We start from the raw sequence: 26,514 nt of genomic DNA, 5'->3' as shown, positions 1-26,514 counted from the left end.
CCCCGACCCTAAGGCGTGCCCCGTGGATCACCGCCGGGGCCGGTCGCCGGAGCCGGTGGCCGGGGCGGGCCCGGAGCGGCGGCCGGCCGGCTCAGGCCTCCGGCGGCGAGAACACCACCAGCACCCGGAGTTCCTCGGTGACGTGGTGGAAGCGGTGCGGGGTGCCGGCCGGGACGTAGACGACGGTGCCGCGCGCGACGGTGGCGGTCTCGGCGCCGACGCTCAGTTCGGCGCGGCCGCTGATCACCTGGTAGATCTCGTCCTGGTCGTGCGCGGTCTGCGGGTCGGTCGCTCCGGGGGCGAGCGCGTAGAGCCCCGCGGACATCCGCGGTTCGCGCAGGAACCGCAGGTAGGCACCGTCGTTGGCCGCGCGTTCGGCGTCCAGCTCGTCCAACCGGAACAGCTTCACGCCGCCGTCCTCCCTCGTCCGTCCGTGGTGGGGTCGCTCGCATTCAACACCACCGGAGGCGGCGCCGACCGTCCGCGGGGAGGCGCCGGGCGGGGCACCGGGAGCGGGGAGGCACGCCGGGGGAGCTTCCCCCCGGGCCTCGGGGCCTGCCACTCTTGGGCGCCATGAAGGGTTTCGTCATCAAGACACTGATCAACGCGGTGGCCATCTGGGTCGCCGCCTGGATCGTCACCGGTATCCAACTCGCCGACGGCAAGGCCGACTGGCAGCACAAGACGCTGACGGTGCTCGCCGTCGCCCTGGTCTTCGGCCTGGTCAACTTCCTCATCAAGCCGCTGGTCAAGCTGTTCTCGTTCCCGCTGTTCATCCTCACGCTGGGCCTGATCACCTTCGTGATCAACGCCCTGATGCTCTGGCTGACCTCCTGGGCGTCGGGGAAGCTGGAACTGGACTTCAACGTCACCGGCTTCGTTCCCGCGCTGCTCGGTGCGCTGATCATCAGCCTGGTCTCCTGGGGCCTGCACCTGGCCCTGGACGACGACTGAGCCCCTCCACCGGCCCCCGAGGGGCCCGCACCCGGGTGACGGCCCGGGCGCGGGCCCCTCTCGTTCCCGGTGCCGGCCCGGCGGGCCGCTCAGCCCGCGTTCTCGCGTCCGCCGAGGATGGCCGCGAGCTGGGCGTCGAGCTCCCGCCCGGCCGTCTCCCGGCCGGTCGGCACCAGCCGTTCGGTGCCCGCCAGGAAGGCGAGCACCGGCGCCACGGCGGCCCGCAGCACGGCGGCGCCCTCCGGCGAGCGCAGCACGATGCGGAGCTCGTCCGGGTCACCGTCGGCGGGGTGGACGCGGACGTCCCCCTCGCCGCACGGGCGGCCGAGGCCGTGCAGCAGCAGCCCGCGCGCGAACACCCAGGTGACCGGGTCGTCGCCGGACAGGTGGAAGGTCAGGCGGACGGCGTACGGGTCGGCGGCCCGGTACTCCAGGTCCGCCAGGACGCGGAGGGAGAGCTCGCGCGAGACGACGAGGCTCATCTCGAGGTGGGCCTGGACGGTGCTCTGCTGCATGGCGCCGGTACCTCTCCTTCTGCCCGGCCGGTGGGGTGCGGCCGGTCCGCCGGCCGCCGGCCGTGCGGTTCGCTGACGTGTCGCCGGGACGCCGGGCCGGGGAGCACGGCGACCGGGCGGATCGTGCGGCATTCGGGCGGACCGACCGGTTCGGACGGGTTTCGCCCGGACCGCCCCGCGGGAGACTCCCGCACAACGCTCCCGCCCCGGAGGTCGCCATGGGCCCCGCCAACCGAATCCCGCCGCCCCGCCCGGTGGTCAAACGCACCGCGCGGGCGATCCTGCTGGAGCTCGACCCGGCCGACCCGTACGGCCCGGCCTCGATCGTGCTGATCCGGCGGGTCCGGCCGGGCTCGCCGCACCCGTACTGGATCACCCCCGGCGGCGGCGTCGAACGCGGTGACCGCACGGTGGTCGAGGCGCTGCACCGCGAGGTGGACGAGGAGCTCGGCGGCAAGATCACCGACGTGGTGCCCGCCTTCGTCGACACCATCAGCCACACCCACCACGACGACGGCACGCTGCTCCACCCGCACGGGGTCAAGGTGCAGCACTTCTTCGTCTGCCGGCTCGCCTCGATGGACCTCGACCGGCGGCACGGGCCCGAGGTGGACGAGCCCAACGGCGAGTACCAGGTGGTGCGGCTGCCGTTCACCCGCGAGGGCGTGACCTCCGTCAACGTCGTCCCGCCACGGCTCCGGGCGTACCTGGCGGCCAACATCGAGGGCGTCCGCGCGCTGCTGGCACCCGATCTGGGCTAGGGCTCCCGGTCCGCCGGGCGTCCGGCCCGTTCGGCGGTCCGTGCTCCCGTCCGTTCAACCCGCCGCGAGGTCGCCGACCAGGTCGTGCCGGATCCACTCGGCCGCGACGCCCGACCGCAGCAGCACCCCGACGCCCCGCCGGACCATCGCGGGCGGCCCGCTGAGGAAGGCCTGCCGACCGGTCCACGGCCCGAACCGGCCGACCACCTCGGGCAGTTCGCCGGTCATCGCGCCACCGGACGGCCCGCTGCCGGAGAGCACCGGCCGCACCGTGAGCCACGGGTGCCGGCGGGCCAGCTCCTCCAACCCGTCCAGCTCGTAGAGGTCCGCCGCGCGTCGGGCGCCGTAGAAGACGTCCATGCTGCGCACCGGCGTGCCGCGCTCGGCGACCTCCTCGACCAGGGCGCGGATCGGCGCGATGCCGGTGCCGCCGCCCAGGCAGAGCAGGTCCGCCCCGGCGCCGTGGTCGACGGTCATCGAGCCGGCCGCCGGGCCGAGCCGCAGGACGTCGCCGGGCGCCGCCCGGTGCACCAGGGCGTTGCTCACCCAGCCCGCCTGGACGGCCTTGACGTGGAAGGTCAGCAGGCCGTCCGGGCGGGGGGCGGAGGCGAACGAGAAGTGCCGCCACACCCGGGGCCACCAGGGCGTCTCCAGGCTGGTGTACTGCCCGGCCCGGTACGGGTAGGCCTGGTCGGGGCGGACGGTGATCACCGCGACGTCCCGGGTGCGGCGTTCGTGCCGGACCACCTCGCCCTGCCACCACGGCGGCGAGGTGCGGGCGGCCTCCTCGGCGGCCTCGATCATGATCGACGACACCAGCCGGTAGACCCGGCGCCAGGCCAGCTCGGTCTCGGCGTCCCAGCGACCGCCCGCGTACCGGGCCAGCGCCTGCACCAGGCACTCGCCCACCGGCCCGTAGTGCCCGGTCAGGGTGCCGTACCGGCGGTGGCCGCGGCCGAGCCCGCTCAGGTAGACGCGCAGGCCCTCCGGGTCGTCGGCGCTGCGGGCGGCGGCCAGCAGCGCCCGGAACAGGCGGTCGCGCTGGACGTCCATGGCGGCCGGGAAGAGCGCCCGGACCTCGGGGTGGTGCAGGAAGATCAGCGCGTAGAAGTGCGCGGTGGCCCGGTCGGCGAGCGGCTCGACCACCGCCAGGCTGGCCCGGATCAGTTCGACGTCCCGTGCGGTGGGCGGGAGTTCGGCGGCCGAGTGGTTGTGCGCCGGGTCGGGCAGGGCGGCCGGCCGGCCCTCGGCGAGCGTCTGGACGGCCCAGGCCTGGCTCCAGCTGTCGCCCGGGCCGGCCCAGTTGAGGCCGGGGGCATCGGTGAACAGCGGCTGGAACGCGGCGGCGGCGGGCGGCGCGGCGACCGCCGCCGGATAGCTCGGCGCGGGGACGACCGGCGGCCGGGCCGGCGGTTCGGGCACGGCCGGCCGCACCGGCTCGGCGGCCACCGGCGGCAGGACGGCCGTCGGCGGACCGGGATCGGACGGCGCCGTCAGCACCGGCAGGACGGCCGTCGGCGCCTCCGGCGCGGCCGGGGGCGGGAGGTCGGGCGGGTCGAGCGGCATCGGCGGCCGTTCGTACCGAGCCGCCGGCGCCGGCCCGTACGCCTGCGCGGGCGCGGCCCCCTGTGCCGGCCCGAGGACGTCCCCGGGCGTCCGCGCCACCGTCGCGTCGGGCGGGAGCTCCGGCAGGCCCGGGACGGAGGCGGCTCCCCCCGCGCCGTGCCCGGTGCGGACCAGAAGTGTTCTGCGGGACTTCACCGCAACATTTCGAGTACCCAAGAGAATCGTTTCGCCTCCGGCCGGCCTGTGCCACCACCTGGCTTGTCCCTGTTGACGCCTAGGCAGCGTGGCACGCCCGAAGTGCTCATCCGACAAATCGCGCGAAGCCCGGACACCCGGGCCGGGGACGCGCTACTCTCACCCGACCTACGGCCGGACGCCCCGGGCACGGAGTCCGCGCCCGGGGCGTCCCGACCTGCCGGAACGGCTCCCCGACAGAGCCGCCCCGCCCCTGGAGACGACCTCAGAGCTGCCGCAGCAGCGTCCCCGGCCGCTCCACGCAGTCCGCGACGAACCGCAGGAAGCCCCCCGCGGTGCCGCCGTCGCAGACCCGGTGGTCGAAGGTGAACGACAGCTGCACGACCTCGCGCACCGCCAACTCCCCCTCGTGCACCCAGGGCTTGGCGATGATCCGGCCGACCCCGAGCATCGCCGCCTCGGGGTGGTTGAGGATCGGGGTGGAGCCGTCCACCCCGAACACCCCGTAGTTGTTCAGGGTGAAGGTGCCACCGGTCAGCTCGGCCAGGGAGAGCGAGCCGTCCCGGGCCGAAGCCGTCAACCGCCCGAGCTCCTCGCCGAGCTGTTCGGTCGTCCGGGCGTGGGCGTCGCGCACCACCGGCACCACCAGGCCCCGCTCGCCCTGGGCGGCGAAGCCCAGGTGCACCGCGGAGTGCCGCACGATCGCCGAACCGTCCTCCGTCACGCTGGAGTTGAGCTCCGGGAAGCGGCCCAGCGCGACGGTGCAGATCCGGGCCAGCAACGCCAGCACGCTCACCTTCGGGCCCGGCGTGGCATTCAACTGCCGCCGCAGCGCCATCAGTTCGGTGGCGTCCGCGTCCACCCAGCAGGTCGCATCGGGGATCTCCCGACGGCTGCGGCTGAGCTTCTCGGCCACCGCCTTGCGCAGGCCGCGCAGCGGGACGACCTCCTCCCGCCCGTCCGGCGCGGGCGCGGCCGGGGCCGCCACCTTCGCCGCGACCGCCCGGTCGACGTCCGCCCGCATGATCAGCCCGTCCGGGCCGCTGCCGGTCAGCCCGGCCAGGTCGACCCCCTGCTCCCGGGCCAGCCGCCGCACCAGCGGCGAGATCACCGGCACCACCGCGGGCGCGGCCGGGCCGGACCGCAGTACGGGGGCGGGGGCCGGCACGGCGGGGGCGGTCGCCACGGCGACCGGGGCGGCGGCGCCCACGGCCGGCACCCCCACCCGGCGCCGCCGACCGCCCTTGCCGGTCTCCGCCACGCCGTACCCGACCAGCGGCCGCTCCACCTGCTCGGCCGGCTCCCCCGGCAGCACCGGGCCGTCCGACGGAGCCACCGCCACCGTCACCAGCGGCGCGCCCACGGCGATCTCCTCGCCGGGCTCGCCGTACCGGGCGGTGACCACGCCGCCGTACGGGCAGGGCACCTCCACCACGGCCTTGGCCGTCTCCACCTCCACCACCGGCTGGTCGACCGCGATCACCTCGCCGACCTCGACCATCCAGCGCACCACCTCCGCCCCGGTGAGACCCTCACCGAGGTCGGGCAGCTTGAACTCGCGCACGACGGGCATCATCCTCGGTCCTCCCACTGCAGCCGGGCGACCGCGTCCAGGATCCGGTCCACCCCGGGCAGGTGGTGGTGCTCCAGCATCGGCGGCGGGTACGGGATGTCGAAGCCCGTCACGCGCAGCACGGGCGCCGCCAGGTGGTGGAAGCAGCGCTCGGTGACCCGGGCGGCGATCTCCGCACCCGTACCGCCGAAGCCGCTCGCCTCGTGCACCACCACGGCCCGGCCGAGCGAGCGCACCACCTTGCAGACCGTCTCGTCGTCGAACGGCACCAGCGTGCGCAGGTCCAGCACCGCGAGGTCCCAGCCCTCGGCCTTCGCCGTCTCGGCCGCCTCCAGGCAGACCGGCAGCGACGGGCCGTAGGTGATCAGCACGGCGGAGGTGCCGGGGCGGCGCAGGACCGCCCGGCCGACCGGCTCCACCGGCACCGCCGGATCGAACCCGTCCTTGCCCCAGTAGAGCCGCTTGGGCTCCAGGAAGACCACCGGGTCGTCCGAGGCGATCGAGGCGCGCAGCAGCCCGTACGCGTCGGCCACCGTGGCCGGCGTGACCACGTGCAGGCCGGGCGTGCTGGTGTAGTACGCCTCGGAGGCGTCGCTGTGGTGCTCGACGCCGCCGATGCCGCCGCCGTACGGGATCCGGACGGTGATCGGCAGCGGGAGCCGGCCCCCGGTGCGGTTGCGCATCTTGGCGACGTGCGAGAACAGCTGCTCCAGCGCCGGGTAGGCGAAGGCGTCGAACTGCATCTCGACCACCGGGCGCAGCCCGTACATCGCCATGCCGATCGCCGTGCCGAGGATGCCGGCCTCGGCCAGCGGGGTGTCCAGGCAGCGGTCGGGGCCGAACTCGGCGGTCAGCCCGTCGGTGATCCGGAAGACGCCGCCGAGCGCGCCGACGTCCTCGCCGAGCACGTGGACCGTCGGGTCCTCGCGCAGGGCGTCGCGCAGCGCGGCGTTGAGCGCCTGCGCCATGGTGGCGGTGCGCGCACCGGCGGGGCGGGCCGCGGCGGCCCGGGCCGGGGCGGCGGGCGACGGGTGGGAGGTCGGGGGCATCAGTGCTGCACCTCGGCCTCGGCGGCCAGCTCGGCGGACAACTGGGCGGCCTGCTCCCGCAGCTGCGGGGTCGGCTCGGCGAAGACGTGGGCGAAGAGCGACATCGGGTCCAGCTCGGGATCGGCGTGGAACTCGGCCCGCATCCGGGCCGCCAGCGCCTCCGCCTCGTCCGCCGCGGCCTGCACCAGCGCGTCGTCCAGCACGCCGAGCCCGCGCAGCGCGCGCTCCATCAGCAGCACCGGGTCGTGCTCGCGCCAGGCCTCAACCTCGGGCTCGGTGCGGTAGCGGGTGGCGTCGTCGGCGTTGGTGTGCGCCTCGACCCGGTAGGTCAGCGCCTCGACCAGGGTCGGACCGCCGCCCGTGCGGGCCCGCTCGACCGCCTCGGCGAGGACGCCGTGCACGGCGGGCGCGTCGTTGCCGTCCACCAGCCGGCCCGGCATCCCGTAGCCGACGGCCTTGTGGGCCAGGGTCGGCGCGGCGGACTGCGCGCTGAGCGGCACGGAGATCGCGTAGCCGTTGTTCTGCACCAGGAAGACCACCGGGGCCCGGAGCACCGCGGCGAAGTTCAGCGCCTCGTGGAAGTCGCCCTCGCTGGTGCCGCCGTCGCCGAGCATGGCGAGCGCCACCACCGGGTCGCCGCCCAGCCGGGCGGCGTGCGCCAGCCCCACCGCGTGCGGGGCCTGGGTGGCCAGCGGGGTGCAGAGCGGGGCGGTGCGGCTGGCGCGCGGGTCGTAGCCGGTGTGGGCGTTGCCGCGCAGCAGGGTGAGCGCCTCCAGCGGGTCGACGCCCCGGGAGACCACCGCGAGGGTGTCCCGGTAGCTGGGGAACAGCCAGTCGCGCTCGCCGAGCACCAGCGCGGCGGCGACCTGGCAGGCCTCCTGGCCGGTGGACGCCGGGTACACGGCGAGCCGGCCCTGCTTGGTCAGGGTGGTGGCCTGCTGGTTGTAGCGGCGGCCGACCACCAGGCGGCGGTAGAGCTCGCGCAGCAGCGCCGGGTCGTACTTCTCCAGCTCGGGGGTGCCGAGCACCCGGACGGGGGAGGCGTCCGGGAGCAGGGGGGCCGGATCGGAGCGCGGGGCGGTGGCCCCGGGCTCCCAACCGGGCACCGCCGTGTGGTGTCTGTGGTCGAGAACGGTCATCTCGGGGCACCTCCTGGGGTGGCGGGGGCTCCCTACCGATTGTTCGGTCGTCTGTTCATCTTGACCAGAAGCGTGACAAGGTGGTGGACATTCGGCCCGTTCGGCGGTCGACTGGTGGCAGTGCGTCCAATCGGTGAGGGTGGGGGGTCATGTCGGCTGAACAGATGTCCAGACTCGACCGGGTCGACCGGTCGATCCTGCGGCTGCTGCAGCAGGACGGTCGCGCCTCCATCCGCTCGGTGGCCGAGCGGGTGCACGTGTCCCGGGCCAACGCGTACGCCCGGATCTCCAGGATGGTCGAGGACGGCGTCATCCGCGGCTTCACCGCTCGGGTCGACCACGAACGGGCAGGTCAGGGCGCGTCCGCGTACATCACCCTGAAGATCGTGCAGAACTCCTGGCGGACGGTCCGGGAGCAGCTCCTGGAGCTCCCCGGGGTCGCCCACATCGCCCTGGTCGGCGGGGACTTCGACGTCCTGCTGCTGGTGCACACCGCCGACAACCACGCCCTGCGGGAGCTCGTGCTCAACCGCATCCAGTCCATCCCGCAGGTGCTCGGCACCCGGACCATGCTGATCTTCGAGGAGACCGACCAGGTCCCCCCGCTCTGAGCGGCGCCGGGTGCGGCGCTAGCGGGCGCGCAGGCCGTCGAAGGCCAGGTGGACGACCGCGTCCGCGACGCCGTCGGCGCCGCGCAGGCCCGGCCGGTACCACTCCACGATCGAGTTGATCATCCCGAACAGCAGCCGGGTGGCCAGCCGGGGCTCGACGTCCGCGCGCAGCGAGCCGTCCGCGACGGCCGCCCGCAGCAGCTCGGCGACCTGGTGGTCGAAGTCCCGGCGCCGCTCCAGCGCCCACAGCTCGGTGGCCGTGTTGCCGCGCACCCGCAGCAGCAGGGTCACGTACGGCAGCTCCGCCAGCAGCACCTCGGCGGTACGCCGCACCACGTGCTCCAGCCGCTCCACCGCGGGGCCCTCGACCGCCGCCGGCTCGGACAGGATCGCGAACAGCCCGTCCAGCGCCCGCCCGACGGCCAGCCGCAGCAGCTCCTCCTTGCCGCGGACGTGGTGGTAGATGGACGACTTGGAGATCCCGGCGGCCCGGGAGAGGTCCTCCATCGAGGTGCCGTCGTAACCGCGCTCGTTGAAGACGTCGACGGTCACCGCGAGCAGTGACTCGACGGTGTAGGCGGTGCGCGTGGTGTGATCGGCCATCCCCCGAGTATCCCCGGCCCCCCGGCGCCGTACGCGATCGGGTCGGCCCGGTGCGCACCGGCCGCGGTGCGCACGGGCTCTGCTCCACACGGGCTCTGGTCCACACCAGCTCTCAGGGGCAGGGCCTAGACTCTGCGGACGATCGTCCACGTCCAGCAGGTGGGGTCCAGTCCGATGAACGCAATACCGGCCGTCGCCTCCGACGCGCCCGAGCAGCGCAGCGACGAGCCGGAGGGCGTTCCCGGCGGTTGGCGGGAGCACGCCCGGGCCCTGGTGGTCCGGTTCGGCCCGGCGGTGTGGTGCTACGCGGTGCTGAAGCTGATCGGCTTCACGGTCTTCATGAAGCTGCTCTCCTTCTCCGGCGACTACATCAAGAAGCACCCCCGGTTCGGCGGCGGTGCCAATCCGTGGGACGTCCTGGCCAGCTGGGACGGCTGGTGGTACCAGCAGGTGGCCGAGTTCGGCTACCACCCCGCGCTGATCCCGGTCCCGAACGGCCCGGTGGGCTTCACCGTCGAGCAGAACTCCGCCGCGTTCTTCCCGCTCTACCCGGGCCTGATGCGGATGACCTCGGACGTCACCGGCCTCGGCCTGTACGGCGCCGGGATGCTGGTGTCGGTGGTGGCCTCGCTGTTCGCCGCCGCCGGGATCTACGCGGTGGTGGACCGGATGGCCGGCCCGAAGGCGGGCGTGATCGCGGCCGGGATCTGGGCGATCGCCCCGGGCTCGGGCGCCGAGTGGGCGATCTACTCGGACTCGCTGTTCGTCGCGCTGGCCGCCTGGGCCTGCTACTGCGTGATGAGCAGGCAGTGGGTCGCGGCCGGCTTGATCACCCTGGTCGCCGGGCTGAACCGGCCGACGGCCGCGGCGCTGATCGGGGCGGTCGGGCTGGCGGCGCTGGTCGAGCTGTACCGGCGCGACAGCGGCGTGCTGCGCCCGCTGGCCGCGATGGTGCTGGCCCCGGTCGGCCTGCTCGGCTACGTCGCCTGGGTGGGCTGGCGGATGGGCGAGTGGGGCGGCTACTTCCGGCTGCAGCACGACGCCTGGCTGCACTACTTCGACTGGGGCCAGGGCACCTGGGCGGCGATGCGGGGCGTGCTGCTGGGGCGCAACGACTACCCGTTCGCGTTCCCGGTGCCGGACCTCTTCGCGACCCTGATCGTGCTGACCCTGCCGGCCCTGGTGGTGCTGCTGTTCCGGCTGCGCCCGCCGCTGGTGCTGACCGCCTACACGCTGGCCACGATCGTCTCGGTGCTCGGCAGCCTGGGCATCTTCGGCAACGTCTCGCGCTACCTGCTGCCGGCGTTCCCGCTGTTCATCGCGCTGGCGGTGGCGATGCGCAAGCTCAGCTGGCCGGTGCTGGCGGCGGTGCTGGGCACCGGGGCGATCGCCTCGGGCTGGTTCGCCGGGTACGTCATCTTCGAGCTGGGCGTTCCGTAGACCGACCACCTCTCCAGGCCCCCGGGGGCGCGTCCGCGACGGACGCGCCCCCGCGCGCTTCCCGGATTCGCGACCGCTGCACCCTCTTGAGCCGACCGATCGTTCGGTTACTCTGTGACGTGTCCCGTCCTCCCCTCTGAGGAGCGCACAGATGTCCGCAGCGGTCACCCACCCCCTCGTCGGCGAACTGGTCGAGCGCCACCAGGCCACCCTGGACGCCGCCCTCGACGCCGCCGCCAAGCGCGACTACTGGTCGCCCTACCCCGAGTTCCCCAAGGCGTACGGCGAGAGCGGCCCGGCGGACGGCAAGGCCGCCTTCGACGGCCTGCTCGGCCGGCCGTTCGCCCTCGACGGCCACCCCGCCGACGGCGACCTGGTCGATGGCGAGGCCTCCCCGTACGGCCTGGAGCTGGGCGTCGGCTACCCGCACGCCGAGCCGGACGCGCTGATCGCCGCGCTCACCGCCGCCCGCCCCGGCTGGGCCGCCGCCACCCCGCTGGAGCGCGCCGCCGTCTGCCTGGAGATCCTGCACCGGATCAACGCCCGCTCCCACGAGTTCGCCCAGGCCGTCATGCACACCACCGGCCAGGCCTACGGCATGGCCTTCCAGGCCGGCGGCCCGCACGCCCAGGACCGCGGCCTGGAGGCCGTCGCCTACGCGTACGCCGAGCAGACCCGGCTGCCCCGCCGGGCCGGCTGGACCAAGCCGCAGGGCAAGCGCGACCCGCTGGTGATGACCAAGGAGTTCACCGTCGTGCCGCGCGGCCTCGCGCTGCTGATCGGCTGCAACACCTTCCCCACCTGGAACGGCTACCCCGGCCTGTTCGCCTCGCTGGCCACCGGCAACCCGGTGCTGGTCAAGCCGCACCCGCGGGCCGTCCTGCCGCTCGCGCTGACCGTCCGGGTCGCCCGCGAGGTGCTCGCCGAGGCCGGCTACGACCCCAACACGGTCTGCCTGGCCGTCGAGCACGAGGGCGGCACCGTCGCCCAGACCCTCGCCGTCCGCCCCGAGATCCGGCTGATCGACTACACCGGCTCCACCGCCTTCGGCGACTGGCTGGAGGAGCACGCCCGGCAGGCCGAGGTCTACACCGAGAAGGCCGGCGTCAACGCGGTGGTCATCGACTCCACCGACGACTACAAGGGCATGCTGGGCAACCTGGCCTTCGCGCTCTCGCTCTACAGCGGCCAGATGTGCACCACCCCGCAGAACCTGCTGATCCCGCGCACCGGCATCAGCACCGACCAGGGCGACAAGTCCTACGACGAGGTCGTCGCCGACCTCGCCGCCGCGATCGAGGGCCTGCTCTCGGACGACGCCCGCGCCGCCGCCGTCCTCGGCGCCGTGGTCAACCCGGGCGTGCTGCAGCGCTCGGCCGCCGCGGCCGGCGGCGAGTACGGCGAGCTCGCGCTCGCCCCGCGCGCGGTCACCTCCGCCGAGTTCCCCGGCGCGACCGTCCGCACCCCCGCGCTGGTCAAGCTGGACGCCGACAAGCCGGACGACCGCGCGGTCTTCCGCACCGAGTGCTTCGGCCCGGTCTCCTTCGCCGTCGCCGTCGAGTCCACCCCGGCCGCCGTCGAGCTGCTGCGCACCACCGTCCGCGAGAAGGGCGCCATGACCGCCACCGGCTACACCACCTCGCCCGAGGTGGAGGGCCTGCTGGTCGAGGCCGCGCTCGACGCGGGCGTCTCGCTGTCGCTCAACCTGACCGGCGGGGTCTACCCCAACCAGACGGCCGCCTTCTCCGACCTGCACGGCACCGGCGCCAACCCGGCCGCCAACGCGGCCTACTGCGACGGCGCGTTCGTCGCCAACCGGTTCCGCACGGTGGAGGTCCGCCGGCACGGCTGAGCCCTGCGGACCACCCACCCGGGCCCCGGCGGCACCGCCGCCGGGGCCCGGCGGTTCACAGTCCCCGGCGCGCCCGGGATGATGGAGGCTGGGAGAACGCCGGACACGGCGTCCAACCGACCTCCGAACACCGGGAGCTGACACATGACCGCGAAGCCGACGACCGCCACCGACGTCCTGATCGTCGGTGCCGGACCGACCGGACTGCTGCTGGCGGGGGACCTCGCCGCCGCCGGGGTCGGCGTCACCGTCCTGGAGAAGCGCGGCGCCGAGTCCAACCTGACCCGGGCGTTCGCCGTGCACGCCCGCACCACCGAGCTCCTGGACGCCCGCGGCCTCGCCGACGACCTGATCGCCACCGGCCGGCCGGTCACCTCGCTGCGGATGTTCAACCGCTTCGGCATCGACCTCGGCTCGCTGCCCACCCGGTTCCCGTTCGTCCTGATCACCCCGCAGTACAACGTCGAACGGCTGCTCCACGAGCGCGCCGTGCAGGCCGGCGCGACCGTCCTGCGGGGCGCCGAGGTCACCGCGCTGCGCCAGGACGCCGAGTCCGTCACCCTGGAGACCGCCGACGGACGGGCCTTCACCGCCGGGTACGCGGTCGGCACCGACGGCGTCCGCTCCACCGTCCGCGACCTGCTCGGCATCCCCTTCCCGGGCGAGTCCGTGGTCGACTCGGTGATGCTCGCCGACGTCCGGCTGGAGCGCGAACCCGCCGACGCCGTCACCGCCGGCGCCAACGAGGCCGGGTTCGCCTTCCTCGCCCCCTTCGGCGACGGCTGGTACCGCGTCATCGCCTGGGACCGCGAGGAGCGCCAGCCGGACGGCGACACCCCCTCGCCCGAGCGGATCGCCGACGTCGCCCGCGCCGCCCTCGGCGAGGACTACGGCCTGCACGACGTCCGCTGGAGCTCCACCTTCCACAGCGACGAGCGCCAGGCCCCCAACTACCGCTCGGGCCGGGTCTTCCTGGCCGGCGACGCCGCGCACTGCCACTCCCCGGCCGGCGGCCAGGGCATGAACACCGGCCTCCAGGACGCCGCCAACCTCTCCTGGAAGCTCGCCGCGGTGCTCCGGGGCCGCGCCACCGACGCCCTGCTGGACACCTACCAGACCGAGCGGCACCCCGTCGGCCGGACGGTGTTGCGCACCTCCGGGGCGCTGATCCGGATCGCGCTCGCCGAGTCCGCCCCCACCCGCGCCCTGCGCGGGGCGCTCACCGCGCTCGGCGGCCACCTCGACGTGGTCACCCAGCGCGGCGCCCGGATGGTCTCCGGCCTCGACATCTCCTACCCGGCCCCGAAGGACGCCCACCCGCAGGTCGGCAAGCGCGTCCCGGACCTTCGGCTCACCGCGCTGAGCAAGCCCGTCGAGGGCGCTCCGGCCGCCCCGGAGCGGCTCTACGAGGCGCTGCGCACCGGGCGGTTCGTGCTGGTCAGCAATGACGAGCTGGCCGCCGCCGAGCCCTGGGCGGACCGGATGGTCACCGCCGCACCGGCCGACCCGCACGGGAAGCTGCGCGACACCGTCCTGCTGATCCGGCCGGACGGCTACGCCGCCTGGGCCGCCGTCGACCCCGGCCAGGGCGAGCTGCGCGCGGCCCTCACCGAGTGGCTCGGCGCCGTCTGACCCACCGCCGCCCGACCCGCCGCCGGCGGGTGCGCGGCCGACCGCCCGCACCCGCCCACCGGGCCGCCGGAGCCCCGACCGCTCGTTCGGTCGTCGGTTAACCCCGGCCCTTCCCGTAGTGCCGCGCGGCCTTGGCGCGATTGCCGCAGACCGCCATCCGGCACCAGCGCCGGCGCCCGTTCTGCGACGTGTCGAGGAAATGCAGGATGCAGGCCTCGTGTGCGCACCGCTTGATGCGGTGCGCACCCCGGCCGAGCAGGTCGAGGAGGTCGTCCGCGGCCAGCCAGGCCGCCAGCCACTCGGCCCCGTCCACCTCGACGCGGGCGGCCGGCCCCTGCGGGCCGAGCTCCCGGTGCAGCCGCCCGTGCCGCAGCACGGCGTTCAGCCGCTCCGTCGCCTCCGCGCCCAACTCGCCTCCGGTGAGGACGTCCTGGACGACCGCGGAGATCGCCCCGCGGGCCTCGCGCAGGGCCGCGAGGGCGGCGTCGGTGTCCTGGCAGCGGTCGGTGAGGCCGGCGGAGGAGAGCCAGATCCGCTGCCCGTCCGGCTCGGCGAGCAGGTCGTTGACGGGGGTGCCGGCCCACCGGGTGTTCAGCAGGTCGAGTGCCAGCGGCTCACCGGTCAGCGGCCGGGGGTCCCGGGGGTCCGTCGTCACGTCGGTCATCGTCCTCCCTCGGATCGCCCCGATTCTACGTCCGCCCGTTCCGCCCCGAACTGGTATGGACCGGGCCGGGAATTCGGGCCATTCACTGTATGCGGGCGCGGCATTTCCAGCCCTCCACACTTGACTGTTTTTTAGCAACGAATTGCTTGACCATGAGCCAACTCGCGCAGTTGTTCTGTCATGTTCTAGCCAGCGTTCTCGACCCCGGAACGCCATGGCCCCCAGCCGGCCCCCACAGCCGGCCAGAGGAGGATCCGTTGCGCCCCCGCTCCCTTGCCCTCGCCGCGGCGATAGCCGTGCTGCCGCTGACCGCCGTCTCCCTCGGCGTCTCCACCGCGCAGGCCGCGCCCGCCCCCCGCGTCGCGCTCCCCGACACCGTCAACCCCGCGGTGGCCCACTCGGAGAAGAAGGGCGACGTCCCGGCCGAGCAGCAGATCTCGGTGGCCGTCAGCCTGAAGCTGCGTGACACCGACGCCCTGGACCGCTTCCTCACCGCGGTCACCACGCCGGGCGCCCCGGAGTTCGGCAAGTACCTGACGCCCGAGCAGTTCACCGCCCGGTTCGGCCCGACCCAGGCCGCCGTCGACCAGGTCAAGTCCTACCTGGCCGCCCAGGGCCTGACGGTCACCGACGTGAGCGCCAACCGCCAGGTGGTCAGCGCCCGCGGCACCACCGCCCAGGTCTCGCAGGCCTTCGGCACCCACGAGAGCGCCTACGTCGACCCGCAGCTGCAGCGGGCCTTCTTCGCCAACGACGCCGCCGCCTCCGTGCCCGCCGACCTGGCCTCCGTGGTCCAGGGCGTCGAGGGCCTGGACAACCACGCGGTGCGCAAGAACCGCCTGGCCAAGCCGAACGCGATCGCCCCGAAGGCCGCCACCGCGACCCCGAGCGGCTTCGGCCCGTCCCAGTACGACGGCGCCTACAACCTGAACAAGACCGGCGCCGACGGCACCGGCGTGACCGTCGCGCTCTGGGAGTTCGACGGCTACTCCAAGGGCAACCTGACCACCTACGACTCGCAGTACGGCCTGACCGGCCCGGCGGTCTCCACCGTCTCGGTGGACGGCGCCAACTACGACTCCAAGCCGGGCGAGGGCCAGGGCGAGGTCGAGCTGGACAGCGAGATCGTCCGCGGCGCCGCACCCAAGGCGACCCAGCTGGTCTACGAGGCGCCCAACAGCGACCAGGGCGAGATCGACATGGCCAACAAGATCGTGGCCGACAACCGGGCCTCGGTCATCTCGATCTCCTGGGGCTCCTGCGAGCCCGACACCACCGCCGCCTCGATGACCGCGGTCGACAACGCCTTCAAGCAGGCCGCCGCCCAGGGCATCTCGATCTTCTCCGCCTCCGGCGACGACGGCTCGCGCGACTGCACCCGCTCCACCAGCGGCTCGACGGTCAAGGCGGTCGACTTCCCGGCGTCCAGCCCGCACCAGACCGGCGTCGGCGGCACCAACCTCAAGGTGTCCGGCACCGCCTACTCCTCCGAGAGCGCCTGGAGCACCGCCGGCGGCGGCGTCTCCACCGTGTTCGCCAAGCCCGCCTGGCAGACCGGCACCGGGATCAACGGCACCATGCGCACCGTCCCGGACGTCTCCTCCAACGCCGACCCGGCGAGCGGCTTCGCGATCTACACGGCCGGCGGCTGGCAGGTCTACGGCGGCACCAGCGCGGCCGCGCCGCTCTGGTCCGGCTACGCGGCCCAGTTCAACCAGAAGGCCAAGGCGGCCGGCCAGCCGGTCCTCGGCGAGGCCAGCCCCCGCCTGTACGCGGTCGCGAACGGCAGCGGCTCCGCCTCCGCGTTCCACGACGTGACCAGCGGCTCCAACCAGGACTTCCCGGCCAAGGCCGGCTACGACCAGGTCACCGGCTGGGGCTCCCCGATCGCCGACGGCCTGACCACCGCCCTGCTCGGCGGCACCACCCCGCCGCCCAGCGGCGGCTGCACCGCCGCCCAGCTGATCGGCAACGGCGGCTTCGAGACCGGCACGGCGTCCCCGTGGACGGCCTCCAGCGGCGTGGTCGACAACAGCTCCTCGCAGGCGGCGCACGCGGGCAGCTGGAAGGCCTGGATGGACGGCTACGGCTCCGCCCACAGCGACACCGTGTCGCAGACCGTCTCGATCCCGGCCGGCTGCAAGTCCGCGAGCCTGACCTTCTGGCTGCACGTCGACACCGCCGAGACCGGCTCCACCGCGTACGACAAGCTGACCGTCCAGGCCAACAGCACCACGCTGAAGACCTACTCCAACGTGGACGCCGCGGCCGGCTACGTGCAGCGCACCCTGGACCTGACCTCGTTCGCGGGCCAGACCGTCACGATCAAGTTCACCGGCACCGAGGACTCCTCGCTGCAGACCAGCTTCGTGATCGACGACGTGGCGCTGAACGTCGGCTGATCCCCGACCGCCAGCACCACCAGACCCCCGCCGGGGCGGCGCCGTACGGCCCGCCCCGGCGGTGTCCGTCGTCCGGCCGGATCCACGGCGGGTGTTTCCGAAGTGTTTCAAGATCGCTAACCCTTCGGTTCACCTGCCGTGACCACTGTCATACGCACGACTGATGACGTAGCCTCTCGACCGTGCATAGGGTTCCCCAAAGCTCGGTGAAGCCGCTGGCGGCGCGCCCCGGCGTCGGCCAGGTCCCACCGAACTCACCTGGTGGGGAGTGTCACCGCATGGCCGCACAGCAGCCTCAGGACTCCGCGCGGCTCCGACTGGTCGGACCGCGCCCGGAGCGCCCCGGCCCACCCGCGCCCGCACCGGCGCCGAACACCCCCTCCGCAGGACGGCCCGCCCCCGCGGGCGGCTTCGCGGACACCCTGCACCTGGCCATCGAGGCCAGCGGCCTCAGCCTGGACCGGATCCGGGCCGCACTCGCCCAACGCGGTGTCAGGGTCAGTGTCACGACCCTGAGTTACTGGCGCCGCGGGCGCAGCCAGCCCGAGCGGGCCAGCTCGCTGCGCGCCGTCCACCTGCTGGAGGAGCTGCTCGGGCTGCCGCACAGCGCGCTGACCTCGCTGCTCGGCCCGCCGCGCCCCCGCGGCCGCTGGGCCGCCACCGCCAACACCCTGCACCTCGGGCTGGAGGACGTCTGGCCCGGCGAGCAGGAGATCGCGGACATCTTCACCGAGCTGGACGCGCCGCCGGCCGGTGAGCTGGAGCGGCTGAGCATCCACGACTCGTACTACGTGGACGCCGAGCGGCGCGGCAACCTGCTGCGGATGCGCCAGGTGGTGCGGGCCACCGTCAGCGGCGTCGGCCGCTGCCTGGTGGTGCACAAGGCCGACGAGGAGGCCACCGGCTGCCCCGAGATCACCTCGGTGCGGCACGGCCGGCTCGGCCGGGTCCGCCGACGCCCGGAGGCCGGCCTGACCGTCGGCGAGCTGATGCTGGACCGCCCGCTGGCCCTCGGCGACAGCACGGTCTTCGAGTACGAGGTGGAGATCCCGCCCGGCGGCCCGACCCTGGAGTACAGCCGCCGCTTCGCGACGACGGTGCGCGAGTACGTGCTCCAGGTGCACTTCGACCCGGCGGCCGTCCCCGCGCACTGCGAGCGCTACGACCGCGAGCCGGGCGCCGACGTCGACCACCGCCGCGAGCAGCTCTGGATCGGCGCCTCCGCGAGCGCCCACGTGCTGGCCCCGGACCAGCAGCCGGGACACATCGGCATCCGCTGGGAGTGGCAGTAGCCGCCGGCCGTCCCGTGGGCACCACCCCTTGACCGACCCCCGTTGACCGACCCCCGTTGAGCCCGCCGGACCGCGTCCGGCGGGCTCTTCGCGTGCCCGGTCCGGCCGCGCGCCCACGCCGACACCTAACCCCTTCGTGGACCGGTACCGGTTGACGCCCCATCACCTAACCCCTACATTCGTGAGTACCGGTTAGGCAGCAGCCTCGCCGACGGCCCCACACCACGGGAGTGACCAGGCATGTCCGCCACCACCGCGCTCCGCACCCTGACCACCGGCCACATCGGGCTGAACGTCACCGACCTGGCCCGCTCGATCGACTTCTACCGCGCCGTGTTCGGCCTGGAGGTCACCCGCGAGGGCACCGACCCCGAGCGCCGCTTCGCCCTGCTCGGCCGCGACGGCCGCCTCGTGGTGACGCTCTGGCAGCAGAGCGAGGGCACCTTCGCCACCTCCGCGCCCGGCCTGCACCACCTCTCCTTCGAGGTCGAGAGCCTCCAGGAGGTCCGCGCCGCCGAGGAACTGCTGCGGGGGCTCGGCGCCTCCTTCGCCCACGACGGCGTCGTCCCGCACAACGAGGGCTCGGCCTCCGGCGGCATCTTCTTCACCGACCCCGACGGCATCCGGCTGGAGATCTACACCCGCACCGGGGTGGACGAGACCGGGGCCACCGCCCCCACCCCCTCCGCACCGACCTGCGGTTTCTTCTAACGAGCACCCCCGACTGGAGCCGGCCATGACGCCCCCCACCGCGACGCCCTACCACCCCGGCGAACGGGCCGCCCAGGCCCGGGCCGGCCGGAGCGACCGGGCGGACCACGCCGGCCGGTCGATCCGGGACACCGTCCCGGCGGTGGCCGCCCGCTTCCTCGCCGAACGCCGGATGCTCGTCCTCGGCGCCGCCGACCGGGACGGCCGGATCTGGGCCACCCAGCTGGCCGGCCCCGCCGGCTTCCTGCAGGCCCCCGACGAGCGGACCCTGGCGGTGGCCGCCCACCCCGCCGGGGACGACCCGCTGGCCGCGGCGCTGACCCGGCCCGCCCGGGTCGGCACCATCGCCCTGGACCCGGCCGGCCGCCGCCGGATGCGGCTCAACGGCCGCTCCGCACCGGACGGCCGGGGCGGCCTGACGATCACCGCCGAGCAGGTGGTCGCCAACTGCCCCAAGTACATCCAGCGCCGCACCCCGCTGGACCGGCCCGCCGCCGGCCCGCCGCGCGCGGTCGCCGCCGGGCCGGTGCTGTCCACCGCCCAGCAGCTGACCGCGGCCACCGCCGACACCTTCTTCGTCGCCACCACCGGCCCGGACGGCAGCGTGGACGCCTCCCACCGGGGCGGCTTCCCCGGCTTCCTGCAGGCGGTGGCGCCGGACCGGCTGCGCTGGCCCGAGTACCCGGGCAACAGCATGTTCCTGACCCTCGGCAACCTGGAGCTGGACCCACGCGCCGGCCTGCTGCTGCCCGACTGGGAGACCGGCGGGGCGCTGCTGGTCACCGGGGAGGCCCGGACCGACTGGTCCGACGGGGCCCGGCAGGGCGCCCCGGGCGCCGAGCGGATGGTCGAACTGACCGTCACCGGCGTCCGCGAGCTGGCCGACGCCACCCCGCTGACCTGGACCGGACCGGAGTACTCCCCGGCCCTCCCGCCCGCCGCCGCGGCCTGACGCGCCACCACCGCCCGCCCCGGACAAGGTCTTCCGACCGCAAGGCCGTTCCAGGCCCTCCAACAGGCCCAGGGCCGGACCGGCCCGGACGCCGACGGCTACCCGGGCCCGGAGACCTGGCGCCGGCTGTTCTCCTGACCGCCCGGCGGCCCGCGGCGCGACGCCTCAGCGCCGCCCGGACATCCAGTGGAAGAGACCCATCGCCACGCTGGTCGCCAGGTTGAAGCTGGACACCCCCGGCTGCATCGGCACCGCGACCAGCTGGTCCGCCCGCGCCCTGAGCTCCGCCGAGACGCCGTGCCGCTCGGTGCCGAAGGCGAGCAACGCGTCGTCCGGGAAGGGCAGCGTGCGGATGTCCGCGCCCTCCGGGTCCAGCACGTACAACGGCCCGGCGGGCAGCTCCGGCAGGGCCAGCCGCTCCACGGCGGTGGCGAAGTGCAGGCCGGCGCTGCCGCGCAGCACCGTCGGGTGCCACGGGTCCAGGTCGCCGGTGGTGACCACGCCGGTGGCGCCGAACCCGGCCGCCAGCCGGATCACCGCCCCGACGTTGCCCAGGTTGCGCGGGTTCTCCAGCAGCACCACCGGGGCCCGCCGGGGGCGCTCGGCCAGCACCGCCAGGTTCGCGGCGACGGACGGCCGCACCGCCAGCGCGATCACCCCGGTCGGGTGCAGCCGGGGCGCCAGCGCCCGCAGCCGCGGCTCCGGCAGCTCCTCGGCCAGGCCGTCCAGCGCGGGCAGCACGTCCGCCGCCAGCTCCGCGGCCAGCTCCAGCAGCGCCGCCCGGTCGGCGGTCAGCACCCGCCGGACGTCCCCGCCGAAGCGCAGTGCGTGCTTCAGCGCGTGGAACCCGTCCAGCAGCAGCGCCCCCGGCTCCCGCTCCGCCGCCCGCCACGCCCGCACCAGCTCGTCCTCGTCCATGGCGTTCACTCTGTCACCCCGGTGGACCCCGGCCCGCCGGGGCCTACCGCGGGCCCTCCGGCGCCGGCACCGCCTCCCGGTACCGTGCCTCCTCCGGCCCCCGGACGTCCTCCCGCCCGCGCAGCGCCCGCTCCAGGTCCTTCAGCGCCTGCCCGAGCAGTCGCGTCCCGGCCCGCACGACGTCCCGCTGCACCCCGGCCGGCGCCTGCACCAGCCGCTCCTCCAGCCGCGTCTGGGCCTCCCGCACGGCGTCGAACTCCACCGGCCGCCCGGTCAGCAGCGCGGCCCCCGCGAGCGCGGTGGCCAACCGCAGCTCCTCCGCGTACTCCGCGGTGCCCGGGACGGGATCGGCGTCGGCGGCCGGGAGATGGGCCTCCAGCAGGACGGCGACCCGCCCCAGGTGCCCGACCGCGGCCCGGGCCCGGTCCAGCTGGCGCCGGTTCAGCCCGGGCAGCCCGGAGGCGTGCCGGCCCGGTTCGGCGTCGGCCCGCTCCATCGCCTGGAGCAGTTCGGAGCGGGCCTCCCGGGAGTCCAGCAGCGCCGAGCGCACCGCCCGTCCGCGCGGCGCCGCCGGGTCCTCGTAGCAGGCGACGACGGCGCCCGCGTACCGCCCGGCGGCGGCCAGCCACTCGGCCAGCCGCTCCCCCAGCCGGGCGGTCTGCCAGGTGGGGAAGAGCGCGTACGCGACCAGCGCCACCGAGCCGCCGAGCAGGGTGAGCCCGACCCGCTCGACGGCCGTGGTGAACGGGTCCCCGGCCTGCAGGCCGAGCAGGAACACCACGTAGGAGGAGATGCCGACGGTCATCAGCGCGTACCCGGTCCGCAGGGTGAGGTACGCCCCGCCGATGCAGAGCACGGCGAGCACCGCCAGGACCCACTCGCCGGGGTGGGCGAGCTGCACCACCAGGGTGGAGACGGCCACGCCGACGACGGTGCCGGCCAGCCGGGCGACGCCCCGGCTGTAGGTCTGTGCGAAGTCCGGCCGCATCACCATGGCCGCCGTCATCGGTGCCCAGTACCCGTGGTGGAAGCCGGCCAGCCGGGCCAGCAGGTAGGCGACGGTGACCACGCCGGCGAGCCGGACGGCGTGCTGGAAGACCGCGGAGCGCGGCTGGAACTGGCGCTGCACCATGCGCAGGGCCACCGGCAGCATCCGGAACATCGGCGGCTTGTGCAGCGCTCCGCCGGCCCCGACCACCGGGGTGCTGATGGTCTCCTCGTCGCCCCGGTCGAGGGCGTCGGCGGCCTTGCGCAGCAGCCCGCCCAGCCGCCGGGCGGACCGCCGGGCCGCGCCCCGGAGCCGGACGCCCTCCTCGGGGGTGGCCAGCGTGAGCGAGGGCGCCGAGCGGGGCAGCCGGACCGCCTCGCCGCTGCGGACGGCCCGGGCCAGGGCGTCCATCACCTCGGCCGAGGCGGCCAGCACCTCGCGGGCCCGGTCGCGCTCCGGGCCCTCCGCGGGAGCACCGACCCTGGGGTCGGCGAGTGCGGCCAGGGTGGGCCGGATGCGCTCGGCGAGGCCGCGCAGGCCGCGCAGTTCGGGCGGCCGGTGGCGGTCCTGCCAGGGCGTGAGCGCGGCGGCGTGCCGGGCGGTCATGAACGGCGCCGGGTCGACGTGCGCGGTCGGGTCCTGGCGCAACCTGCGGGCGTAGTCGGCGAGTTCCGCGTAGGTGTCGGCGAGGGCGTCCCGCTGGGCGGTCCAGCTGCCGATCGGCCAGAGGGTGATCACGGCGGCCTGGACGACACCGCCGAGGGCGCAGAGAAGTCCGTGGCCGAGCGCGGCGAGCGCGCTGACCGGCAGCTGGACGACGACCAGCATCACCGAGACGGTGTTGGCGGCGACCACGCCGGCGGTGGGCCCGATCGCCCAGGCCAGTCCGGCGCCGAAGGCCCAGACCGCCAGCAGCACCGGGAAGAGGCCGGCGACCCCGGCCGCCAGGTAGCCGAGGAAGGTGCTGGTGCCCAGCGCGAGGCCGGCCGCGACGGCGAGGCTGGCCCGGGGCCGGAAGCTGCGCTGGAAGGTGGCCGTACCGGCGATGAACGCGCCCATCGCGGCGGAGGTGGCGGGGGTCGGGCCGGCGAGCGCCAGGGTCGGGAGGAGCACCAGGGCGACGGCGACGGCGCCGCGGACGGCCCGTTTGGGGTCGGTGAGCGCCCGGTCGAGGGTCAGTCCGGTCCGCGCGGTGTCACGAAGGGCGGCGAACCAGGACATGTCGGTCAGCCTAAGTGACGGGCCCCCGGCCCCGCCGGATCCGCTGCACCCGGGCCGCCAGCCAGAGCAGCGCCCCGGTCGGCAGGAAGACCGCGTCCGCCGCGATCATCGCGAGGGAGAAGACCGGCAGCCCGAGCAGCACCGCGATCCCCAGGTGCTCGGCCATCATCACGGCCAGCAGCACGTTCTTCACCCGCCGGTTGAGCAGGGTGAAGGGGAACGCGACCTGCACGACCACCGTGCCGTAGGAGATCAGGAAGACCGGTACCAGCGCCGAGCCGACCAGGGCGGACAGCCACGGCCAGGGCGCGAAGTAGTCCAGGTGCAGCGGGTAGTACAGCGCGGTGCCGTCCTGCCAGCGCGAGCCCTGCACCTTGTACCAGCCGGCCGTCGCGTAGATCAGCACCACCTCGGCGGCGATCACCAGCATGGCGCAGTTGTGCACCATGGTGGCCAGCGCGTCCAGCACCGCCCGCGCCTCGCCGTCCGGGCGCAGCCGTCCCAGCGCCCACCAGAGCCCGGCGACCGCCCACAGGCCCCAGAACAGCGGCGCCCAGCCGACGTACGGGAAGGTCCGGGCCGTCCAGGTGAGGCTCTCGCCGGAGAAGTCGCCGAGCTGGCAGAGCGCCAGGACGGCGCCGAGCAGCCCCCAGAGCAGCACCCCGCCGCGGTCGGCCCCGGACCGGCCCGGGGGGAGCGCCCGGCGGGCGGCCCGGCGGGCATCGAACGACCACACCTCGGCGCAGCGGGTGAAGACCAGGTAGACCGCCATCAGGTGGACGACGTTGTCGCCGCCGTCGCCCAGGAAGACGTCGCGGTTCTGCAGGGACAGCACGGTGACCAGGAACAGCACGCCGCTCGCCCTGGTCCGCCAGCCGAGGACCACGGCCAGCGCGGCCAGCACCGCCAGGTGGTAGACCAGCTCGAACCAGAACCGCCCCCCGAACCAGGGCAGCACGGTGAACGCCCCGTTGTCGGCGAGCAGCCGCTCGGCCAGCTCCATCGACCAGGGGGAGCGGTCGCCGTACAGCACCCGCCGGTTGGGCCACTCGCGCAGCAGGTAGGCGAGCCAGACCAGCCCGAAGCCGATCCGCACCACCGCGGCCTGGTGCCGGCCGAACAGCTGCCCGGTGAACGCTGCGACGGCCCGCGCGGCCGCCGTGCCCAGGGCCGCCCGGGCGGCGGATACGGTGCCACCGGGCGCGACGGGCCCGGGTGCGACGGTCCCGGGCGCGACGACCCCCGGCGCGACGGGCCCGGCCGCGGGCGGCGGCCCGGCCTGCTGCGGCAGCCCGACCGCCCCGGCGTCGACGGGGGAGTCGACGGGGGCCTGCGCGGGGGCACCGGCCGGTGGCCGCGACGACGTCTCGTTCACCCGAGCCCCCGGTAGTCCTCGTCGCCCACCGGCCACCACGGCAGCTCCCGCGCCTTCGGCGCCGCCGGCGCGGCCTCGCCGCTCCAGGACGGCGGCGGGACGGTCGTCGCGGTCACCCGGAACTCGATCTCCAGGATCCGCTCACCGGCCACCTCCCGGCCGATCCGCTGCAGGGCGATCCGCTTGAGGTACTGCTCGGCGAGCTTGCCGCGGGCGTTGGTCAGGGAGTCGTCCTGCGGGCTGTGCGAACCCTCGTAGAAGTCCCAGGCCCGGCGCAGCAGGTTCTGGTCGACGTGGCTGGGCGCGGGGTTGCCGCGCACCGCGGCGAGGTCCTGCGCCGTCAGCCCGGTCCAGTCCCGGGTGGTGGTGGCGCCGCCGTCCCCGACGGTGCGCACCCGGGCGTCCAGGCTGACGTTCTGCTGCAGCGGGTTGGGCGCGAACAGCTTCCAGTTCTGCTCGAACTCCGGGTACACCAGGCCGTCGACCTCCGCCCGGTACTGCCGGGAGAGCGCGTTGGGCGGCGCGACGTGCAGGAACACCGCGGCGAGGAAGAGCCCGGTCGCGACCACCAGCACCGCCCCGGCCAGGCCGAGCACCAGTTGCGCGGGCGCCGACCAGACCCGCCCGGGGGCCGGTGCCGGCCCCGTCGTCGTCTCCGTCACGGCCTCCCCGATCCGGTGGGCGCGCCGGCCCGGTCCCGTCCCGGCGCGGTCGCGCGCCCATCCTGCCCTACCGGGCGGGGATGCAGGAGACCTCAGAGCACGTAGGCGTCCTGGCCGGTGCTGCTCACCATCGGGCGGCCGGCACCCTCCCAGGCGTACATGCCGCCGTCCACGTTCACCGCGTCCCGGCCCTGCTGCACCAGGTACTGGACGACCTGCGCGGAGCGGCCGCCGACCCGGCAGAGGACGTAGAGCTTGCCGTCCGGCAGCTCGCCGAGCCGGGCGATCACCTCGCCGAGCGGGATGTGCAGCGCGCCGTCCACGTGCCCGGCGTCCCACTCGTCCTGCTCGCGCACGTCCAGCAGGGCGGCGTCGGCGGGCACGGCGGCAGCGGCGGCGGAGGGGATCTGCGCGAACATCGTGGGGCTCTCCTGGTGGGGGTGCGTTCCGGCCGAAGGAGGCCGGGGGTCGGCGGTCGGGTCGGTGCCATTGTCGCCCACCGGCGGGCGGTGACCGCCGTGCGCGGACTGCGGGCCGCCGAGCAGCCGCTCCAGTTCGGCCTGCTGGGCGGCGGCCTTGGCGAGCAGTTCCTCGGCGAGCTGCTCCAGCAGCCCGTCCGGGTCCTGCGGGGCGAGCGCGAGCAGCTGCCCCATCGGGGTGCGCTCCAGCCGGACCTGCTCGACGGCGGTCTCGGTGATCTTGGCGGTCAGCCACTCGAGCCGACGGCGCAGCCACTCCAGCCGGTCGGGCGCGTCGACGGCGGGCGCGGCCTCGGGCGCGGTCGACCACTCGGCGGCCAGGCCCTCCAGCGCGGCGCCGTCGCCGAGGGCGTAGGCCTCGTTGACCCGGGCCAGGAACGCGGCGCGCCGCTCCTGCTCGGCCGGGTCGGTGCTCAGGTCGGGGTGGGCGCGGCGGACCAGCTCCCGGTAGACGCGCTGGGCGTCCCGCCCGGGGCGCACCCGGGCGGGCGCGGCGGGCGGCGGCGCGGCCGCCTCCTGCTCCCGCACGGAGTCGAACAGCGCGTCCAGGTCGGGCAGCTCCTCGACCTGTCGGCGGGCCTCGGCGGCCCGGCGCAGGTCCTCGGGGTTCCCGGTCCGGGCGGCGACCGCCTCGGCGACCAGCGCCTCCAGCTCGTCCAGCCGCGCGTACAGCGGACCGAGCAGCTGATGGTGGATCAGGGCGAAGTTGTCGATCTCGACCCGGAGCGTCTGCACGTCGACGTCCATGCTCAGCCAGGCGAGTTCCGCGGCGGCGACCCGCTCCTCCAGCTCCTGCTGCTCCGGATCCGTCCAGCGGACGGGGCTCTGCGCGCTCACTTCTCGCCTCTGTCTCGTCCGGCCTGCTGCGTCCCGCGGAACCGCCCCGCGGGGCGGCCCGGCCTGCCACCCTACCGTTGTGCGCGAAAGCCCAGTCCGGGTGAACGAGGAGCGCGGACCGGC

The 26,514-nt window shown here is 75.0% G+C and carries 23 protein-coding genes and 1 pseudogene; 11 read left to right on the top strand and 13 right to left on the bottom strand.

Translation table 11 applies throughout. The annotated features are described in order from the left end of the window. Positions 1-91: 91 nt before the first annotated feature. On the bottom strand, positions 92-409 hold the full coding sequence (locus tag AB0N04_RS25600) for a cupin domain-containing protein (protein WP_360211990.1): 318 nt from the start codon (positions 407-409) through the stop codon (positions 92-94). Positions 410-573: 164 nt separating this feature from the next. Here AB0N04_RS25600 and AB0N04_RS25595 point away from each other — a divergent pair, with 164 nt between their 5' ends. Further along, a complete protein-coding gene (locus AB0N04_RS25595; RefSeq protein WP_360211992.1) occupies positions 574-954 on the top strand; it encodes a phage holin family protein in 381 nt (126 codons plus the stop codon). A gap of 89 nt (positions 955-1,043) precedes the next feature. Here AB0N04_RS25595 and AB0N04_RS25590 read toward each other — a convergent pair whose 3' ends face one another. Next, positions 1,044-1,469, bottom strand: a complete 426-nt coding sequence (locus AB0N04_RS25590) for an SsgA family sporulation/cell division regulator (RefSeq protein ID WP_360211993.1) — start codon at positions 1,467-1,469, stop codon at positions 1,044-1,046. 218 nt (positions 1,470-1,687) lie between these two features. Between AB0N04_RS25590 and AB0N04_RS25585 the strand changes: the two genes are divergently transcribed. Then, complete coding sequence (locus AB0N04_RS25585) at positions 1,688-2,230, top strand: NUDIX domain-containing protein (protein ID WP_360211995.1); 543 nt, start codon at positions 1,688-1,690, stop codon at positions 2,228-2,230. A gap of 54 nt (positions 2,231-2,284) precedes the next feature. On the opposite strand, the gene AB0N04_RS25580 is transcribed toward AB0N04_RS25585, so the two are convergent. The 4 genes from AB0N04_RS25580 to pdhA form a co-directional block, all read right to left on the bottom strand. Next, positions 2,285-3,991 (bottom strand): globin domain-containing protein, encoded by a 1,707-nt coding sequence (locus AB0N04_RS25580; RefSeq protein WP_363365338.1) that lies wholly within the window; start codon positions 3,989-3,991, stop codon positions 2,285-2,287. A 265-nt stretch (positions 3,992-4,256) separates the two neighbouring features. Further along, positions 4,257-5,564 (bottom strand): dihydrolipoamide acetyltransferase family protein, encoded by a 1,308-nt coding sequence (locus tag AB0N04_RS25575; RefSeq protein ID WP_360212049.1) that lies wholly within the window; start codon positions 5,562-5,564, stop codon positions 4,257-4,259. Beyond that, positions 5,564-6,532, bottom strand: coding sequence for an alpha-ketoacid dehydrogenase subunit beta (locus AB0N04_RS25570; protein WP_360212051.1), 969 nt, complete (start codon positions 6,530-6,532; stop codon positions 5,564-5,566). Before AB0N04_RS25570 ends, AB0N04_RS25575 begins: the two co-directional genes overlap by 1 nt. Before the next feature lie 80 nt (positions 6,533-6,612). Then, positions 6,613-7,752, bottom strand: coding sequence for a pyruvate dehydrogenase (acetyl-transferring) E1 component subunit alpha (gene pdhA, locus AB0N04_RS25565; protein ID WP_360211999.1), 1,140 nt, complete (start codon positions 7,750-7,752; stop codon positions 6,613-6,615). Between the two features lie 149 nt (positions 7,753-7,901). Between pdhA and AB0N04_RS25560 the strand changes: the two genes are divergently transcribed. Then, positions 7,902-8,363 (top strand): Lrp/AsnC family transcriptional regulator, encoded by a 462-nt coding sequence (locus tag AB0N04_RS25560; RefSeq protein WP_360212001.1) that lies wholly within the window; start codon positions 7,902-7,904, stop codon positions 8,361-8,363. 18 nt (positions 8,364-8,381) lie between these two features. Here the strand turns inward: AB0N04_RS25560 and AB0N04_RS25555 are convergent, their stop codons facing one another. After that, on the bottom strand, positions 8,382-8,966 hold the full coding sequence (locus AB0N04_RS25555) for a TetR/AcrR family transcriptional regulator (RefSeq protein ID WP_360212003.1): 585 nt from the start codon (positions 8,964-8,966) through the stop codon (positions 8,382-8,384). A 174-nt stretch (positions 8,967-9,140) separates the two neighbouring features. On the opposite strand from AB0N04_RS25555, the gene AB0N04_RS25550 reads away from it, so the two are divergent. The 3 genes from AB0N04_RS25550 to AB0N04_RS25540 all read left to right on the top strand — a co-directional run bounded on the left by AB0N04_RS25550 (position 9,141) and on the right by AB0N04_RS25540 (position 13,890). Beyond that, positions 9,141-10,406, top strand: coding sequence for a hypothetical protein (locus AB0N04_RS25550; protein ID WP_360212005.1), 1,266 nt, complete (start codon positions 9,141-9,143; stop codon positions 10,404-10,406). Positions 10,407-10,557: 151 nt separating this feature from the next. Then, positions 10,558-12,258 (top strand): phenylacetic acid degradation protein PaaN, encoded by a 1,701-nt coding sequence (paaN, locus tag AB0N04_RS25545; protein WP_360212007.1) that lies wholly within the window; start codon positions 10,558-10,560, stop codon positions 12,256-12,258. A gap of 144 nt (positions 12,259-12,402) precedes the next feature. After that, positions 12,403-13,890: an FAD-dependent monooxygenase gene (locus AB0N04_RS25540; RefSeq protein ID WP_360212009.1), complete on the top strand. Its 1,488-nt coding sequence runs from the start codon at positions 12,403-12,405 to the stop codon at positions 13,888-13,890. A gap of 97 nt (positions 13,891-13,987) precedes the next feature. Here the strand turns inward: AB0N04_RS25540 and AB0N04_RS25535 are convergent, their stop codons facing one another. Beyond that, the gene (locus AB0N04_RS25535; protein ID WP_360212011.1) at positions 13,988-14,554 is read right to left on the bottom strand and encodes a CGNR zinc finger domain-containing protein; all 567 of its coding nucleotides are present in this window, start codon (positions 14,552-14,554) and stop codon (positions 13,988-13,990) included. 257 nt (positions 14,555-14,811) lie between these two features. Here AB0N04_RS25535 and AB0N04_RS25530 point away from each other — a divergent pair, with 257 nt between their 5' ends. The 5 genes and pseudogenes from AB0N04_RS25530 to AB0N04_RS25510 all read left to right on the top strand — a co-directional run. Further along, on the top strand, positions 14,812-16,956 hold the full coding sequence (locus AB0N04_RS25530) for a protease pro-enzyme activation domain-containing protein (protein WP_360212013.1): 2,145 nt from the start codon (positions 14,812-14,814) through the stop codon (positions 16,954-16,956). Between the two features lie 278 nt (positions 16,957-17,234). Then, positions 17,235-18,248, top strand: a complete 1,014-nt coding sequence (locus AB0N04_RS25525; RefSeq protein ID WP_360212015.1) for an XRE family transcriptional regulator — start codon at positions 17,235-17,237, stop codon at positions 18,246-18,248. Positions 18,249-18,488: 240 nt separating this feature from the next. Next, on the top strand, positions 18,489-18,959 hold the full coding sequence (locus tag AB0N04_RS25520; protein WP_360212017.1) for a VOC family protein: 471 nt from the start codon (positions 18,489-18,491) through the stop codon (positions 18,957-18,959). Between the two features lie 25 nt (positions 18,960-18,984). Continuing rightward, entirely contained in the window at positions 18,985-19,911 is a 927-nt protein-coding gene (locus AB0N04_RS25515) for a pyridoxamine 5'-phosphate oxidase family protein (RefSeq protein ID WP_360212019.1), read from the top strand. Positions 19,912-19,943: 32 nt separating this feature from the next. Beyond that, positions 19,944-20,049: pseudogene (locus AB0N04_RS25510) on the top strand (peptidoglycan-binding protein); the annotation flags it as partial. A gap of 27 nt (positions 20,050-20,076) precedes the next feature. On the opposite strand, the gene AB0N04_RS25505 reads toward AB0N04_RS25510, so the two are convergent. From AB0N04_RS25505 to AB0N04_RS25485, 5 genes are all read right to left on the bottom strand, one after another. Beyond that, positions 20,077-20,829: an RNA methyltransferase gene (locus AB0N04_RS25505; protein WP_360212021.1), complete on the bottom strand. Its 753-nt coding sequence runs from the start codon at positions 20,827-20,829 to the stop codon at positions 20,077-20,079. 43 nt (positions 20,830-20,872) lie between these two features. After that, a complete protein-coding gene (locus AB0N04_RS25500; RefSeq protein WP_363365333.1) occupies positions 20,873-23,038 on the bottom strand; it encodes an FUSC family protein in 2,166 nt (721 codons plus the stop codon). A gap of 10 nt (positions 23,039-23,048) precedes the next feature. Further along, positions 23,049-24,413 carry an HTTM domain-containing protein gene (locus tag AB0N04_RS25495; RefSeq protein ID WP_360212025.1) on the bottom strand — a complete coding sequence of 455 codons (1,365 nt, stop codon included), beginning with the start codon at positions 24,411-24,413 and terminating at the stop codon, positions 23,049-23,051. Then, on the bottom strand, positions 24,410-25,075 hold the full coding sequence (locus AB0N04_RS25490; protein ID WP_360212027.1) for a DUF5819 family protein: 666 nt from the start codon (positions 25,073-25,075) through the stop codon (positions 24,410-24,412). The genes AB0N04_RS25495 and AB0N04_RS25490 overlap by 4 nt, the downstream gene beginning before the upstream one ends. 92 nt (positions 25,076-25,167) lie before the next feature. Beyond that, positions 25,168-26,391: a rhodanese-like domain-containing protein gene (locus AB0N04_RS25485; RefSeq protein WP_360212029.1), complete on the bottom strand. Its 1,224-nt coding sequence runs from the start codon at positions 26,389-26,391 to the stop codon at positions 25,168-25,170. Positions 26,392-26,514 lie beyond the last annotated feature (123 nt).

Origin of the sequence: Kitasatospora sp. NPDC051702 (genome assembly GCF_040681575.1) — a bacterium.
GTDB lineage: Bacteria > Actinomycetota > Actinomycetes > Streptomycetales > Streptomycetaceae > Kitasatospora.
The sequence above is the reverse complement of the archived record's forward strand: the minus strand, read 5'-3'. Positions and strand labels throughout refer to the sequence as shown.

Bases quoted from the DNA above. Each gene is read 5' to 3' on its own strand.
- AB0N04_RS25505 (WP_360212021.1), bottom strand. From the start codon at position 20,829: ATGGACGAGGACGAGCTGGTGCGGGCGTGGCGGGCGGCGGAGCGGGAG.
- AB0N04_RS25500 (WP_363365333.1), bottom strand. From the start codon at position 23,038: ATGTCCTGGTTCGCCGCCCTTCGTGACACCGCGCGGACCGGACTGACC.
- AB0N04_RS25575 (WP_360212049.1), bottom strand. From the start codon at position 5,564: ATGCCCGTCGTGCGCGAGTTCAAGCTGCCCGACCTCGGTGAGGGTCTC.
- AB0N04_RS25550 (WP_360212005.1), top strand. From the start codon at position 9,141: ATGAACGCAATACCGGCCGTCGCCTCCGACGCGCCCGAGCAGCGCAGC.
- AB0N04_RS25535 (WP_360212011.1), bottom strand. From the start codon at position 14,554: ATGACCGACGTGACGACGGACCCCCGGGACCCCCGGCCGCTGACCGGT.
- AB0N04_RS25520 (WP_360212017.1), top strand. From the start codon at position 18,489: ATGTCCGCCACCACCGCGCTCCGCACCCTGACCACCGGCCACATCGGG.
- AB0N04_RS25555 (WP_360212003.1), bottom strand. From the start codon at position 8,966: ATGGCCGATCACACCACGCGCACCGCCTACACCGTCGAGTCACTGCTC.
- AB0N04_RS25585 (WP_360211995.1), top strand. From the start codon at position 1,688: ATGGGCCCCGCCAACCGAATCCCGCCGCCCCGCCCGGTGGTCAAACGC.
- paaN (WP_360212007.1), top strand. From the start codon at position 10,558: ATGTCCGCAGCGGTCACCCACCCCCTCGTCGGCGAACTGGTCGAGCGC.
- AB0N04_RS25595 (WP_360211992.1), top strand. From the start codon at position 574: ATGAAGGGTTTCGTCATCAAGACACTGATCAACGCGGTGGCCATCTGG.
- AB0N04_RS25560 (WP_360212001.1), top strand. From the start codon at position 7,902: ATGTCGGCTGAACAGATGTCCAGACTCGACCGGGTCGACCGGTCGATC.
- AB0N04_RS25525 (WP_360212015.1), top strand. From the start codon at position 17,235: ATGGCCGCACAGCAGCCTCAGGACTCCGCGCGGCTCCGACTGGTCGGA.
- AB0N04_RS25590 (WP_360211993.1), bottom strand. From the start codon at position 1,469: ATGCAGCAGAGCACCGTCCAGGCCCACCTCGAGATGAGCCTCGTCGTC.
- AB0N04_RS25540 (WP_360212009.1), top strand. From the start codon at position 12,403: ATGACCGCGAAGCCGACGACCGCCACCGACGTCCTGATCGTCGGTGCC.
- AB0N04_RS25515 (WP_360212019.1), top strand. From the start codon at position 18,985: ATGACGCCCCCCACCGCGACGCCCTACCACCCCGGCGAACGGGCCGCC.
- AB0N04_RS25570 (WP_360212051.1), bottom strand. From the start codon at position 6,532: ATGGCGCAGGCGCTCAACGCCGCGCTGCGCGACGCCCTGCGCGAGGAC.
- pdhA (WP_360211999.1), bottom strand. From the start codon at position 7,752: ATGACCGTTCTCGACCACAGACACCACACGGCGGTGCCCGGTTGGGAG.